Annotated in this window: 11 protein-coding genes and 1 other RNA gene; 7 read left to right on the top strand and 5 right to left on the bottom strand. The window is 31.3% G+C overall.

Annotated elements, in window-relative coordinates:
• Positions 1-240 precede the first annotated feature (240 nt).
• From murQ to L3B96_RS24190, 4 genes are all read left to right on the top strand, one after another.
• Entirely contained in the window at positions 241-1155 is a 915-nt protein-coding gene (murQ, locus tag L3B96_RS24205) for an N-acetylmuramic acid 6-phosphate etherase (RefSeq protein ID WP_012058148.1), read from the top strand.
• A gap of 14 nt (positions 1156-1169) precedes the next feature.
• Positions 1170-2531 carry a PTS transporter subunit EIIC gene (locus tag L3B96_RS24200; RefSeq protein ID WP_238948791.1) on the top strand — a complete coding sequence of 454 codons (1362 nt, stop codon included), beginning with the start codon at positions 1170-1172 and terminating at the stop codon, positions 2529-2531.
• Between the two features lie 142 nt (positions 2532-2673).
• Positions 2674-3747, top strand: a complete 1074-nt coding sequence (locus tag L3B96_RS24195) for a MupG family TIM beta-alpha barrel fold protein (RefSeq protein WP_171788451.1) — start codon at positions 2674-2676, stop codon at positions 3745-3747.
• 38 nt (positions 3748-3785) lie between these two features.
• Positions 3786-4631 carry a MurR/RpiR family transcriptional regulator gene (locus L3B96_RS24190; protein WP_238948790.1) on the top strand — a complete coding sequence of 282 codons (846 nt, stop codon included), beginning with the start codon at positions 3786-3788 and terminating at the stop codon, positions 4629-4631.
• A gap of 505 nt (positions 4632-5136) precedes the next feature.
• Here L3B96_RS24190 and aguB read toward each other — a convergent pair.
• Positions 5137-6015: an N-carbamoylputrescine amidase gene (aguB, locus tag L3B96_RS24185; RefSeq protein ID WP_012058152.1), complete on the bottom strand. Its 879-nt coding sequence runs from the start codon at positions 6013-6015 to the stop codon at positions 5137-5139.
• Positions 6016-6037: 22 nt separating this feature from the next.
• Positions 6038-7081, bottom strand: a complete 1044-nt coding sequence (locus L3B96_RS24180) for an agmatine deiminase family protein (protein WP_238948789.1) — start codon at positions 7079-7081, stop codon at positions 6038-6040.
• 332 nt (positions 7082-7413) lie between these two features.
• Here L3B96_RS24180 and L3B96_RS24175 point away from each other — a divergent pair, with 332 nt between their 5' ends.
• Positions 7414-8619 (top strand): MFS transporter, encoded by a 1206-nt coding sequence (locus L3B96_RS24175; protein WP_012058154.1) that lies wholly within the window; start codon positions 7414-7416, stop codon positions 8617-8619.
• Positions 8620-8894: 275 nt separating this feature from the next.
• Here the strand turns inward: L3B96_RS24175 and ffs are convergent.
• An RNA gene (gene ffs, locus L3B96_RS24170) (signal recognition particle sRNA large type) lies at positions 8895-9160 on the bottom strand.
• Between the two features lie 231 nt (positions 9161-9391).
• On the opposite strand from ffs, the gene aspD reads away from it, so the two are divergent.
• The gene (gene aspD / locus L3B96_RS24165; protein WP_238948788.1) at positions 9392-11026 is read left to right on the top strand and encodes an aspartate 4-decarboxylase; all 1635 of its coding nucleotides are present in this window, start codon (positions 9392-9394) and stop codon (positions 11024-11026) included.
• Positions 11027-11078: 52 nt separating this feature from the next.
• On the opposite strand, the gene L3B96_RS24160 is transcribed toward aspD, so the two are convergent.
• Positions 11079-11597: a hypothetical protein gene (locus tag L3B96_RS24160; protein WP_238948787.1), complete on the bottom strand. Its 519-nt coding sequence runs from the start codon at positions 11595-11597 to the stop codon at positions 11079-11081.
• 266 nt (positions 11598-11863) lie between these two features.
• Positions 11864-12409, bottom strand: coding sequence for a PadR family transcriptional regulator (locus L3B96_RS24155; RefSeq protein WP_041895957.1), 546 nt, complete (start codon positions 12407-12409; stop codon positions 11864-11866).
• A 209-nt stretch (positions 12410-12618) separates the two neighbouring features.
• Between L3B96_RS24155 and L3B96_RS24150 the strand changes: the two genes are divergently transcribed.
• Positions 12619-14613, top strand: coding sequence for an FAD-dependent oxidoreductase (locus L3B96_RS24150; RefSeq protein ID WP_238948786.1), 1995 nt, complete (start codon positions 12619-12621; stop codon positions 14611-14613).
• The last annotated feature ends 126 nt before the right edge of the window (positions 14614-14739 follow it).

Below are 14739 nucleotides of genomic sequence, written 5' to 3'. Positions count from 1 at the left end.
ATTTACACAAGAAATTTAAGTTGTTTTATTAAGGAGGTTTAGAATTAATATAACAATATCTTATAAAGAAACTAGTTAAACCTGCAGAAATAGAGAATATATGATACAACTAAATATTACTTTAGAAACAAAATAATATTATTTATAAAATATATTGAAACAAAATTTCAAAGGTGATATGATATATATATCAAGTGAAAACGTAGTCAAAATTAAATGTTTTATATGGAGGCGGTAATTGTGGAGAGTTTAAATTTGAAAAATCTAACAACTGAAAGTAGAAATGAGACGACAATAAATATAGATAAAGTATCAACTTTAGAAATGGTAAAAATCATGAATGATGAGGACAAAAAGGTAGCAAACGCTGTAGAAAAAGAGCTTCCTAAAATAGCAAAAGCTATAGATATGATAGCTGAAAGAATCCATAGAGGAGGAAGGTTAATTTATATAGGTGCAGGAACATCAGGAAGGCTTGGTGTATTGGATGCCTCAGAATGTCCACCAACATATGGAGTTTCGGAAGAGTTAGTGCAAGGAATTATAGCTGGGGGGAAAGAAGCTATATTTAGAGCAAAAGAGGGGGCAGAGGATTCAGAAGAATTAGCAGTGGAAGATTTAAAGAGTAAAAATATAACAGAGAATGACACAATAATAGGACTTGCAGCCTCTGGAAGAACCCCTTATGTTATAGGAGGATTAAGGTATGCTGATCAAATTGGTGCGTTAACAGTTTCGGTGACTTGTAACGAAAATTCAGATGTTGCAAAGGAAGCTTATATTTCAATTGCACCAGTAGTTGGTCCAGAAGTTGTAACAGGTTCAACAAGACTAAAGTCTGGGACGGCTCAAAAGCTAGTATTAAATATGATATCAACTGGTGTCATGATTAAGCTTGGAAAAGTATATGGAAATCTAATGGTAGATTTAAGAGCTACAAATGAAAAGCTAATTGAAAGAGCTAAAGGAATAGTTTGTAAAGCAACAGGTATAAACATGGAAGAGGCAACAGAAGCACTAAATAAAACAGATTACGATGTCAAACTAGCAATATTTATGATGCTTTCAAAGCTAAATAAAGATGAGGCGAGAATTAAATTAGACAAAAATAAAGGTTATATAGCTAAAGCGTTACAAGAAATAGATAATAAGTAAAGGAGAGGGGATTTATGACAAATAAAGACATTGCTATAAAATTAGTAGAATTAGTTGGAGGTAAAGATAACGTAAAATCAGTTACTAATTGTATGACACGTTGTAGATTTGAATTAAATAACTTTTCAAAAGCTAATATTGAAGAAATTAAGAAGTCAGAAGGAGTTCTTGGTGTAGTTAAGACTAAAGAACAACTACAAGTTATTTATGGACCAGGAAAGGTAAATAAAGTAACTGAAGAAGTAAAGAAAGTTATAGGAACAAAGGTAGTTATAGGAGAAGATGCAGTAGCTGAAACAAAGGCTAAATTGAAGGAAAAGAATGATACTAAATTTAAAAATATTCTTAAAAAACTAGGAAATGTGTTCATCCCTTTGATTCCATTATTTGTGGCTTGTGGCCTTGTGCTTGCAATAAATAATATTGCAGGAGTGTATTTTAAGGATGCTTATACAAAAACAACAGCTGCTCAAATTATAGGGCTTATAGGAAATGGAGTATTTTCTATATTATCAGTTTTAGTTGGTGTAAATGCAGCAAAAGAATTTGGATCACAAATGCCAATGTTAGGTGGAGTATTAGGTGGAATTCTTTCGTCAGCAACTCTTGCAAACATAACTCTTTTTGGACAAAAATTAACTCCAGGACGTGGAGGGGTTATATCAGTAATATTAGTAGTAGTGTTAGCATGTTTTATTGAAAAAGCATGCAGAAAAGTTGTACCAGATGTATTAGATTTGTTTGTTACTCCATTAGTCACACTTTCAGTTTCAGCATTAGCGGCACTATTTATCCTTCAACCAGTTGGAGGAGCTATTTCAGATAGTATAGGATTCTTAGTTGCAAAAACAATAGCATCAGATAATATTCTTATAGCAGTTATATCAGGTGCTGTATCAGGAGGTCTATTTTTACCATTAGTTATGACAGGGATGCATCAGGCTTTAACTCCAATACATGCAGATTTAATAGCGAATGTTGGGTATACTGTATTATTGCCTATACTAGCAACAGCAGGAATGGCGCAGGTAGGAGCAACTATAGCTGTACTAAGAAAAACAAAAAATGAAAGACTAAAGAAAATTGCTAAAAATGGATTAGTACCAGGATTTTTAGGAATAGGAGAACCATTGATATATGGAATAACTTTACCACTTGGTAAACCATTTGTTGGAGCTTGTTTAGGAGCTGCAGTTGGTGGTGCAGCAATGGCTATATTTAAAGTAGGAGCAGTTGCCATGGGGGTATCAGGATTACCTTTAGCGTTGTTAATCGCAAATGGGAAAATTGGAGTGTTCTTAATAGGAGTATTGGTATCATATGCAAGTGGATATCTATTTACTAATATTTTAGGTTTTGACGATCCAATTGAATAATTTTAAAAAGACCCGAAAGGGTCTTTTTAGTTAATGAATAAGAGAATAAAATTATAGTAGCTATATAAATAAATTATCATTATATGTGAATTATAAAAAACTTTTATTTAATTTTATATAAATCTAGCAAAGGGGCATTATTATGAATTATGGATTTTCTGTTTATTTTGGATTGGATAATACTAAAGAAGAAAATATAAAATTGTTAAAGGATGCACATAATCTTAATATTACAAGGATATTTACATCCCTTCATATACCAGAGGCAAATTATGATATTTTAAAGTTGGAAATAATAGAATTCTTTAAGTTAGCAAAAGAATATAATATGGATATAATAAGTGATATCTCACCTAATACTTTTAAGTTCTTAGAATTACAGAATATGGATTTAAAAGGATTGGGGAATATGGGTGTTAAGACTATTAGAATAGATTTTGGATATACCGAAGAAGAAATAGCGAGAATGAGCAAAAATCCTTATGGAATTAAAATTCAATTAAATGCATCAACAATTACTAAGAGCTTTTTTGAGAGATTAGATAATTATTCACCACACTATGAGAATATAGATGCTCTTCACAATTTTTATCCAAGGGTGGGAACTGGAATTTCTGAAAAATGTATGAAAGAAAAAAATACTATTTTGAGTGAGAGAGGAATTAAAGTTTCTGCTTTTGTGCAATCGAATAATAGAAGAAGAGCACCTTTAAAAGATGGATTACCAACATTAGAGGATCATAGAGGGAAAAATGTAAGAGAAGCTGCTAACCATTTATTTGCATTAGGAAATCAATGCGTTTTCATTGGAGATTCGCTTCCAAGTGAAAAAGAACTAGAAGATTTATCATCATTAGATCCTAATGCAGTTGAGCTACTAATAGAGTTAAAAGATTATAATGATATAACTCTAAAATTGCTAAAAGAAACTTATACCCACAGAATAGATGAGGCTAGAGATGCAATAAGAGCAGCTGAAAGTAGATTACTTCTTAATGGAGAAACTATAGAACCATTTAATACAATAGACAAGAATTTCGGTGATATTACATTGGACAATGTAAAATATATGAGATATATGGGAGAATTACAGATTCTTAAAACAAATCAAAAAGCTGATATTAGAACAAATGTCATAGCTTCAGTTGCGAAAGATTACTTATATCTATTGAAATATATAGATGGTGGTAAAAGATTTTATTTTAATATAAAATAATTGTAAGAGTAAAACCAAGTACGATAAGGTGTGAGATTATGAATGTATTACAGTATATTAAGCAAAATTATGACAGCTTTACAGATAGAGAAAAGTTAATAGCAGATTATTTAATAGAAACTAAGGAAAGGATTATATCAATGTCTGCAAGAGATATAGCAGAGGCCACCAAAACTTCAGCTCCAACAGTAGTAAGATTTGCTAAAAAAATAGGGTTTAATACTTTAAATGAATTGAAGCTCAAATTATCTATTAATATTAGCAAAGAAGAGGAAGCAGGAGCTATACAGTTTCAATATTTAGACAACGATTTAGGAACAAAAAATATTATCTATGGAATTAAACAATCAGTAGATTCAATTATGGAACAAACGGTCAGCTTACTAGATGAAGAATGTTTAGATAAAGCAATAGAATTACTTATAAGCGCTAAAAATATCTATATTTTTAGCGTAGGGGTATCAGGGCTTGTTGGCCAGGACTTCTATTATAAACTAAGCAGGATGAATAAGAGATGTATATGTAATACAGATACTCACCTTCAAATAACTTCATCTGTATTATTAGAAGAAGGAGATGTAGCACTAGCAATATCATATTCAGGAGAGACTAAGGAAGTCATTAAGTGTGCAAAAAATGCAAGGCATAGAAAAGTTCCAGTTATAGCAATAACAAAGGCTAGTGTAAATAATACTATAGCTGATATTTCTGATATAGTAATTCGTATACCAGCTGTAGAAAAATCCATAAGAGAGGGAGCAATTAGCTCGAGAATTTCTCAATTAGCAGTAATAGATATGTTATATATTGGGATGATTAGAAACAACATAAAAGAAGTAGAGGAGAAATTAATTTCTACAAGGAAAGCAGTTAAAGAACTATAGTAGTAAAAACTATATAAGAATTAAAACATATTTACATTTAAAAGTGAAAAAGTATTTAAATTTAACAATTTAAAAAGGTATGAAGAAAACAATTTATAAAGGAAAAAGTATACAAATTTAACAAGAAAGCAATTTAAGAATATAACAATTTATAGGAAAAAATCGGGCTGCAGATGAGTTGTATCGAAGAAGCAATTACAAAAGCATCAATTTTTAATGACAGAATAAAAGGCTATGAAATGCAATAGGTCGGAAGATGTGTGGTAAATAGCTTATGAAAATATTAATAAAGAGGGATATAAGGAGGAGAAGGAAAATTCAAATTATAAATATCATAAGATTAAAATAAAAGCTATGGTTATAAGAGTGTTTGATATCTTATAATCATAGCTTTTAAAATAATGAATTTTTAAAAATGTTTAGAGGGAGAGTTAAAATGCTTTAAAAAGTATTTAGCTCTTATTATTTTTTCAAAAATTCTAATATTTAATAATGAAGATAGTAGCTATTTAATTATTAAATCTCCATCATATGATGTAATTATTTTATATAAATCAGGGCGACGATCTCTGAATATTCCCCATTCAATACGTTGTGTCTCCAATTGATCTAAATCAAATTCAGCAACTAATACTGTTTCTTCTGTACGATTAGCTTCAACAAGTTTATTTCCTTGAGGACCTGCTATAAAAGAAGAACCATAAAATGTTATTTTAGAATCTTCATCTTCTTCAACTCCAACACGGTTTGATGCAATTACAGGAACTAAATTTGCAGCAGCATGACCTAACATGCAAGCTTGCCAATGGTCTTTTGAATCAATAGAACCGTCTTGTGGCTCAGAACCAATAGCAGTAGGATAGAATATCATTTCAGCTCCCATTAAAGTCATGCATCTAGCAGCTTCAGGATACCATTGATCCCAACATATACCTACACCGATTTTTCCGTAGCGTGTATTCCATACTTTAAATCCGGTATCTCCAGGATTAAAGTAGAATTTTTCTTCATATCCAGGACCATCAGGAATGTGACTCTTTCTATAAGTTCCAAGTATTTCACCATTAGCATCGATTATCGCTATAGCATTATATCTAGCATAATTCTTCTTTTCATAGAAGCTGATTGGTAATACTACCTTAAGCTCTTTAGCAATTTCTTTAAAATGATTTATTGCTTTATTTTGTGCTACTTCGGTAGCATATACGTAGTAATCAGACTTCTCTTTTTGACAAAAATATGGAGTTTCAAATAATTCTTGAAGTAGAATAATTTGAGCACCTTTTCCAGCTGCTTCTCTTACGAATTTTTCTGCTTTAGAAATATTTTCATCAATATTACAAGAACAGCTCATTTGTGTAGCTGCAACTTTAACTTTTCTCATGTTATCACCTCATCTTATTTTTCTATAGTACTTTTAGGTTTCTTGGAAATGGCATTTGTTGAGTTGTGCAATGTACATTACCGCCTTCTTTAATAACAGCCATTCCATCTACAGTTCTTATTCTTCTTTTTGGGAAAGTTAAACTTAATACCTTCTCAGCCATTTTGTCTGCTTCTGATGCATTTCCACCAAAAGTAGGTAAGATAATACCATCATTAACAAAATAAAAGTTTAGATAACTTAGAGTTAGCCTTTCTCCTTTGTATTCAGCTCTAGGTGGCTGATTAATTGGGATAATTTCAAACTTTCTGCCCTTTGCGTCTGTTGAATTCTTTAAGATTTCAATATTTTCTAAAGTAATTTTGTAATTTGCATCATTTGGATCATCACAAGTTTGAATAATTATTTTAGTAGGTTCAGCAAAGCAGGCTATATTATCAACATGGCCGTCAGTTTCATCACCATCTAGTCCGTTCTTAAGCCAAATAATTTTTTCTATGTTCAAGTATTGTTTTAAATATGTTTCAATTTGTTCTCTAGTAAGGTTAGGATTTCTGTTAGGATTTAGCAAACATTCTTCAGTAGTAATTAATGTCCCCTCACCATCAGTATGAAGAGAACCTCCTTCCATAATTAAAGGAGCATCAAATTTTTTAATATTGTAATGCTCTAAAATTTGCGGAGCTACTTTATCATCTAAATCCCATGGTGCATATTTTTCACCCCAGGCATTAAACTTCCAATTTACACCTGCTCTATTTCCTTCGTCATCAATTAGAAATGTAGGGCCATTATCTCTAAGCCATGCATCACTATGTTCAATAGGGAGTAGTTCTATATTAGACTCACTAAAAAGTTTTTTTACATTATCCAATTCATATGGATTAACAATTACTGAAACTGGTTCAAATTCAGCAATTGCTTGAATATATTCTGCATATCCAGCACAAACATCTTTATAGTTATCTGGATGACACATTGAATCTTTTACTGGCCAAGATATGAATGTACGCTCATGAGCAGTCCATTCAGCAGGCATTTTATAATTAAAATCTTTTGGATGCATACAATACCTCTTTTTCATGCTTATATTTTATATTTTTAATACTATATATAGTATCTATCATATAATAAACTCCACATTGCATCAATGTCAAGGCCTGAATTATAGGAAGAATATAGATGGATTTTTAACGGTTACATTTTTAAGAATAAGGTATATTTTTTACCTTGTTTATGTTTTTATGAAAAGTGTAGAAATATACATCTATAAACGTTATCATAGGCCTAATACAAAATATTACACTATTTTTATAAATTAAACGTATAATTCATTGTGCTAAAATTATAGTGGTTATTATAACCATGTTTCATAGAATAAAGTATGGAGTGATTATTATGAGCTATATTCAAAAAGGTACACGTGAATTTCGCCATGCTAGTATTGCTTTATTTGCTGGCGGTTTTAATACATTTGCGATTTTATATTGTACACAACCATTAATGCCTTATTTGTCTAAGGAATTTGGTATATCACCTACAATGGCGAGTTTATCGCTGTCAGTTACAACATGTACATTGGCTGTTAGTATGTTGATTTTTGGTTCATTGTCAGAGGTTCTTGGGAGAAAGCCAATTATGTGTTTTTCTCTTTTTGCATCATCAATACTAGCAGTATTGACGGCTATTGTTCCTAATTTTAACAGTATGCTAGTAATACGATGTTTGCAAGGATTTGTCTTAGCTGGATTACCTGCAATAGCTATGGCTTATATTAGTGAGGAAATTGACAAATCAAGTTTAGGATTAGTAATGGGATTATATATAAGTGGTAATTCTATAGGCGGAATGAGTGGACGTATTATTATAGGGGTAATTAATGATTTTTTTAACTGGAGATTAGCGTTAGCAGTTATAGGTATTTTAGGACTTATTTCAAGTTTTTTGTTTTGGAGAAAGCTGCCTTTATCAAAGCATTTCGAGGCTAGATCATTTGAAATTAAAAATTTAATTAAATCAAGTTTTAATCATTTAAAGAATCCTAATCTTCTTTGCTTATATTGTATTGGATTTTTAATTATGGGAAGTTTTGTTTCGTTATATAATTTTATAGGTTTTCAATTAATTGAACGACCATACAATTTGAGCCAAACCTTAGTGAGCTTTATTTTTGTAATATATATAGTAGGAACATTTAGTTCAACATTTATGGGACGTCTAGCAGATAAACATGGACAATATATAATGTTATGCATTTCAATTTTTATAATGTTATTTGGGATAAGCATTACATTAAATGTAAGTCTTTTGCTAAAGATTATTGGAATAGCTCTTTTAACATTTGGTTTTTTTGCAGGACACTCAATAATTAGTAGTTGGATTGGCAAAATAGCAACTCATGATAAGGCTCAGGCGTCATCTCTTTATTTATTATTTTATTATGTTGGTTCAAGCGTTGGTGGAACTGCTGGAGGAACGTTTTGGTCTTTATACGGATGGGAAGGCGTTGTTATCATGATATCATGCTTTTTAGCAGTTGCATTTTTTATTCTAATTGGTTTATCATCAGTTTTAAAACTTATTAAGATAGAGAATCATGGATAGAACCTCGTTTATTTGCAAGAAATCAAAAAGCCAATGCTTAGTGTTATTAAGCATTGGCTTTAAATCTCTAAAATAAGATCCAAAATATCGGTACTCTAATTTTGACGCCTATCTCTCGATAGGTGGGTGTTTTCACAGATGCCTCAATCGCTTTTAAAACCGTAAAAGGATTCACTCAAAAGTACATTTCATCATCTAAATATTAAACTCCCGAATTTAATTTGTAGGTTCAAAATAAGAGCTTAACGAATATCTCAGAATTAATAATCAAGGAAACGTGCACTCATTGTTGACAATTAACATACTTGCGCTACTAATATAGTTAGCTCAAACTAGGTTTATCCACGGCACTCAGAAGTTATCATTTACCGCTGCTTCCTTCCAGATCTGACGGAATTCACGAGTTTCTGCTGCATGGGACCCGATTCTCAACACCACTTGTATTAGACTGACCAAATGGATTAAAGCCTATAATGAGAATTCAATCCTGCTATAGCGGATTGCAGGTTACAGGGCACCGCTAGCTCCCCATCTAGCACGAAAATTACTTATAATGACAAGCATTTTCATTGCCGTGAAATAATAATAACATCTTTAAAGCTTATATTCAAGAGACATTTTCGTGGGAATTTAAGTGCATATTTGATAATTTTTCGGTATTTGAAAAAATATTCTTCTAAAAAGTTGTATGATCAGTTAGGAATAAATTATCGTAACTTGTTGAACAATAATAACAAATATGTTCATATAACTTGAGTAAGGAGTACTATTTATGAGTATTAAAAATGTTCAGCGTCAAGAAATAGAAAAAGTTTATGGTAAAATAAGTCCATTTGAATTCAAGAATGAATTAATAAATTTAGCTGAGGGGCAAAGAAAAAAGAGCGCCCGTACGTTATTAAATGCAGGAAGAGGTAATCCTAACTGGACTGCTGCAACACCTAGGGAAGCTTTTTTCACTTTTGGAATTTTTGCAGTAGAAGAAACAAGAAGAGTTTGGAATGATGGCGATTTAGCTGGTATGCCTAAAAAAGAGGGGATAGCTGAGAGATTGTATAACTTTTTAGACAAAAACAAAGAGATGCCAGGAATAGAGCTTTTAAGAAGAATAATCGATTATGGTATTAAAAATCAAGGTTTTGATGCAGACTCATGGATATTTGAGCTCACAGACTCTATTATAGGAGATAATTATCCAGTGCCAGATAGGATGCTAATACATATTGAAAAAATTGTTCATGAGTATCTTGTCTCAGAGCTTTGTTATAACAAACCACCTGTAGGGAGATTTAATATTTTTGCAGTTGAAGGGGCTACTGCAGCAATGTGTTATATATTCGATAGCTTAATCGCAAATGAATTGCTGGCTCCTGAAGACAAAATAGGACTAATGGTTCCAGTTTTTACGCCTTATTTGGAAATACCACATTTGCCACGTTATAACTTTGAAATTGTACATATTGAAGCGACAGAACTTACAGAAGATGGAACCCATACTTGGCAATACCCAGAATCAGAGCTTAATAAGCTTAAAGATTCTAGTATTAAAGCTCTATTTGTTGTTAATCCAAGCAATCCCCCTTCTGTAGCAATTAAACCAGAGAGCGTTAAGCAGTTAATAAATATAGTAGAAAATTATAACCCTAATTTAATGATTATTTCAGATGATGTCTACAGTACTTTTGTAAATAATTATAGATCTCTAATGGCAGACTTGCCATATAATACGATAGGTGTTTATTCTTTTTCAAAATATTTTGGAGTAACTGGATGGAGACTTGGAACAATATCACTTTATTCAGAGAATGTCTTTGATAAATTATTAAAGAATTTACCAGAAGATAAAAAGGTTGAGTTAAGGCAGCGGTATGGAGATCTTTCAACGACTCCAGATGATATAAAATTTATAGATAGAATTGTAGCAGACAGCCGACAAGTAGCTCTTAATCACACGGCAGGATTATCAACTCCACAGCAAGTTCAAATGGCCTTCTTTTGTGCGTTTGATCTATTAGACGAAGAAAACATATATAAAAAACAAACCAAAGATATTTGCAAACGAAGACAAAAGCTTTTGTTTAATGGCCTCGGATTAGATTTAAGAGAAGATCCGTATGATGCTGCATATTATACAGAATTTGATTTATTAGAATGGGCTACTTGCTATTATGGAAGTGAATTTGGTGAATATCTTCAAATTAACTATAAGCCGGTAGATATTTTATACAAATTAGCTGAGGAATCAGCTATAGTTCTATTAAGTGGTGGAGGCTTTAAAGGACCAGAGTGGTCAATTAGAATATCTCTGGCTAATCTTAATGATGATGCATATTCAAGGATTGGAGAGGCACTTCATAAAATTTTAGATGAATATGTTACTTCATGGAGAAATCAAGGAAATAAATAATAAGAAAGCTAAGAAGATAACTAGTATTAATTTAGTTATCTTTTTAGCTTTTTCACTGTTTCTTTAATTCAAAAAGTGCTCCACCTAATAGAGCATAGACTTTTTCATCATCGGTAATAAAAAGAGTTGCAGAATGAGTTGTCTTTTCAGGCTCAGTTATTTTTATATATTTAATTTTATCACCTGAAATACCAAGATTTTTGAAAGTATCATTATAAGTGTTATAAAATTCTGTAGCTGTAATTGTTCCTTCATTAATAGTTGGATCAGATACAGCTCCGTAAATTGAGGAAATCTTATCTTTCTCTATAGTAAACTTTTGACCTATACATAGAGAAATAGTAGACTCACTTAGAGCAGTTTTTATATTGGAAGGTATATGCTTTTCAATAGTCCAAGTGCCATATAGACTTTTATAGTATGAAGGGTCTTGGCTTTCGTTATTTGATAAATCACTATTGCCTTTGGGCGGATTACTATTGGAATGTCTGAAAAAAGAAAATGCAGATATGATTACTATAAACAATATTATTACTAATATATATAAGCTTTTTGATTTAGAGTTTTTCATTTTTGTGATCCTCCTTACGATATTTTATTATATAGTCTTTTTCACATTAAAAAAATAATTCTAATTTATTGACAAAAATAAATTAAATTTCTAATTTATTTTTGTAAAGAGGATACAACCTACTGATTAGAACATTCAGCAATATTTTCATAGCTTTTCGGAATCAAAATATATATGATTTCAATAAGTTATCGCATAAATCTAGTTTCAAAGTTGTTTATCTATATCTAAGCAGTTAAAGATTAATTTACCAAGAAAATTGTATACTATAAATGCATCTTTTTTAAACAATCTTCTAGCCATTCTATGTATGATTTTTCCCTCATGATGGCCCCGTTCAATATTATATAGCCCCCGAAATCTGAAGAGGATACTGTTAAAATGTCTTTTGTCTTTAAAAGCTCATCCATTGAATTTTCAAGGTATTCCAATCTTTCAATGTGTTTGGTTAGTGCATTTTTAAACTGCTTTACTAAAGTATCGTGATCCATCTCATCACAAAAATAAGCTTTAAGTTTAAAAATATCTTTTGGGGTTGGCTCTAAAGGATCGTCTTTTGAAAGCCATTTCTGCAATGACTTCCGCCCTTTTTCAGTTATAGTATATAACTTTTTTTCTAACTTTTCTCCTTGTATAACAGTCTCGTATGAAATTAACCCCTCATCGGTTAATTTCTTTAATTCAGGATATATTTGACTATGCTTAGCATACCAAAATTCAACTAATCCAGAGTTAAATTCCTTTGTTATATCATATCCGGTTAAAGGATTTCTATTAATAAGTCCTAAAATAGCATACTTTAAAGTTCTCATACATGCACCTCTAATATTTCTGTAGCTTATTTGCTTGAGTTTATCCAATGACAATTTTAGCATAGTAAAATATAAAGTGAAATAGAAAAATATTAACTGTTAAACATGTAAATATTGACATGTTTATTTTTGCAGTATTATAATATAGTTGAATAAAGGAATTAGGATAATCAGATAATTAAACGTTTAAACATTATTGGAGGAAATTTATGAATAAGTATAAAAAGCTATTTGAACCTATTAAAATTGGTAACTGTGAGATAAAAAATCGTTTTGCATTAGCGCCAATGGGACCACTTGGACTAGCTGATAGCGAAGGTGGATTTAATCAAAGGGGAATTGACTACTATACTGAAAGAGCTAAAGGTGGGACAGGCCTAATTATCACTGGAGTTACTTTTGTAGATAATGAAGTGGAAGAACATGGTATGCCAAGTACTCCATGTCCTACACATAATCCAGTACATTTTGTTAGAACAAGCAAAGAAATGACTGAAAGGATACATGCATATAATGCAAAAGTATTTTTACAAATGTCAGGTGGATTTGGAAGGGTTACAATTCCTACTAATCTTGGAGAATATTCACCAGTTGCACCATCAGCAATTCAACATAGATGGCTTGATAAAATATGTCGTGAACTTACAATAGATGAAATTAAATCTATAGTTAAAAAGTTTGGAGATGGGGCTTATAACGCAAAGAGAGCAGGATTTGATGGTGTACAAATTCATGCTGTACATGAAGGTTATTTAATAGATCAATTTGCTATTTCATTATTTAATCATAGAACTGATGAATATGGTGGAAGCCTAGAAAATAGACTTAGATTTGCACGTGAAATAGTAGAAGAAATTAAAGATAGATGTGGAGAGGATTTCCCTGTAACTCTTAGATATTCTCCAAAGAGTTTTATTAAAGATTTAAGAGATGGAGCACTTCCAGGAGAAGAATTTATTGAAAAAGGAAGAGATTTAGAAGAAGGTATTGAAGCTGCTAAGTTACTTGTATCCTATGGATATGATTCATTAGATATAGACGTTGGATCTTATGATTCATGGTGGTGGAGTCACCCACCAATGTATCAAGAAAAGGGGTTATACAGACCATATGCTAAATTAATGAAAGAAACTGTTGATGTTCCAGTAATATGTGCTGGAAGAATGGACAATCCTGATATGGCTATTGAGGCAATTGAAAATGGAACTTGTGATATTGTGAGTCTTGGAAGGCCACTTCTTGCAGATCCTGATTATGTAAATAAATTAAGGGCAAATAAGTGTAATTCAATTAGACCTTGTATATCATGTCAAGAAGGATGTATGGGACGTCTTCAAAATTATGCTATGCTTAACTGTGCAGTAAATCCACAAGCATGTAAAGAAAAGGACAATGCATTAACTCCTATATTAGGAAAGAAAAAAGTACTTATAGTTGGTGGTGGAGTTGCAGGTTGTGAAGTTGCAAGAGTTTTAGCTCTTAGAGGGCATGAACCAGTACTTTATGAAAAGACTGATAGATTAGGTGGAAATCTTATACCAGGAGGTTCGCCAGACTTTAAAGAAGATGATATTGCATTAGCGAACTGGTATGCAAACGCATTGAAGGAACTAAATGTGGAAGTTAATTTAAATAGTGAAATTACAAAAGAACAAATACTAAGTTATAAGGCAGATTCTGTGATAATAGCAACAGGATCTACTCCTAAAGTATTTTCATTGGGAGATGATGAGAAAGTATTTACAGCAGCAGATGTATTATTAGGAAAGAAAGAGTCAGGTAATAATACTGTAGTAGTTGGTGGTGGATTAGTTGGCTGTGAATTAGCACTTGATCTAGCTAAGAAGGGTAAGAAAGTTACTATAGTAGAAGCATTGCATAAGATTCTTGCACTAAATGGTCCTTTGTGTTCTGCAAACAGTGAAATGCTTGAAAGATTAATACCATTTAACGGTATTGAAGTAAAAGTAAATTCAAAAGTTAAAGCTTATAAGGATGGAAATCTTGAGATAGAAACAGAAAATGGAGTAGAAAAAATTAAATGTGATTCAGTAATACTTTCAGTAGGATATAAAGAGGAAAATTCTTTATATAGAGAATTGGAATTTGAGATTCCAGAAATCTATCTTTTAGGAGATGCACGTAAGGTTTCAAATATTATGTATGCTATCTGGGATGCATATGAAGTCGCAAATCATATATAATTGATTTAATGTCGGTAAAGTGTCATATAAGCTACTTATATGGCACTTTATATTTAGAAGGTTTTTTATATAGTATTTCAGGAGTAAATTTTATTTACAAAATCAATATTGTAAGATATGTATAGG

It is taken from the genome of Clostridium sp. YIM B02569 (assembly GCF_022320765.1).
Lineage (GTDB): Bacteria > Bacillota > Clostridia > Clostridiales > Clostridiaceae > Clostridium > Clostridium beijerinckii.
This window is presented reverse-complemented; position numbering and strand designations above follow the sequence as displayed.

What these genes read in the sequence shown, in the direction of transcription:
- L3B96_RS24150 (WP_238948786.1), top strand. Translation starts at nt 12,619, where the DNA reads ATGAATAAGTATAAAAAGCTATTTGAACCTATTAAAATTGGTAACTGT.
- L3B96_RS24155 (WP_041895957.1), bottom strand. Translation starts at nt 12,409, where the DNA reads ATGAGAACTTTAAAGTATGCTATTTTAGGACTTATTAATAGAAATCCT.
- L3B96_RS24195 (WP_171788451.1), top strand. Translation starts at nt 2,674, where the DNA reads ATGAATTATGGATTTTCTGTTTATTTTGGATTGGATAATACTAAAGAA.
- aspD (WP_238948788.1), top strand. Translation starts at nt 9,392, where the DNA reads ATGAGTATTAAAAATGTTCAGCGTCAAGAAATAGAAAAAGTTTATGGT.
- L3B96_RS24175 (WP_012058154.1), top strand. Translation starts at nt 7,414, where the DNA reads ATGAGCTATATTCAAAAAGGTACACGTGAATTTCGCCATGCTAGTATT.
- L3B96_RS24180 (WP_238948789.1), bottom strand. Translation starts at nt 7,081, where the DNA reads ATGCATCCAAAAGATTTTAATTATAAAATGCCTGCTGAATGGACTGCT.
- L3B96_RS24190 (WP_238948790.1), top strand. Translation starts at nt 3,786, where the DNA reads ATGAATGTATTACAGTATATTAAGCAAAATTATGACAGCTTTACAGAT.
- aguB (WP_012058152.1), bottom strand. Translation starts at nt 6,015, where the DNA reads ATGAGAAAAGTTAAAGTTGCAGCTACACAAATGAGCTGTTCTTGTAAT.
- L3B96_RS24160 (WP_238948787.1), bottom strand. Translation starts at nt 11,597, where the DNA reads ATGAAAAACTCTAAATCAAAAAGCTTATATATATTAGTAATAATATTG.
- L3B96_RS24200 (WP_238948791.1), top strand. Translation starts at nt 1,170, where the DNA reads ATGACAAATAAAGACATTGCTATAAAATTAGTAGAATTAGTTGGAGGT.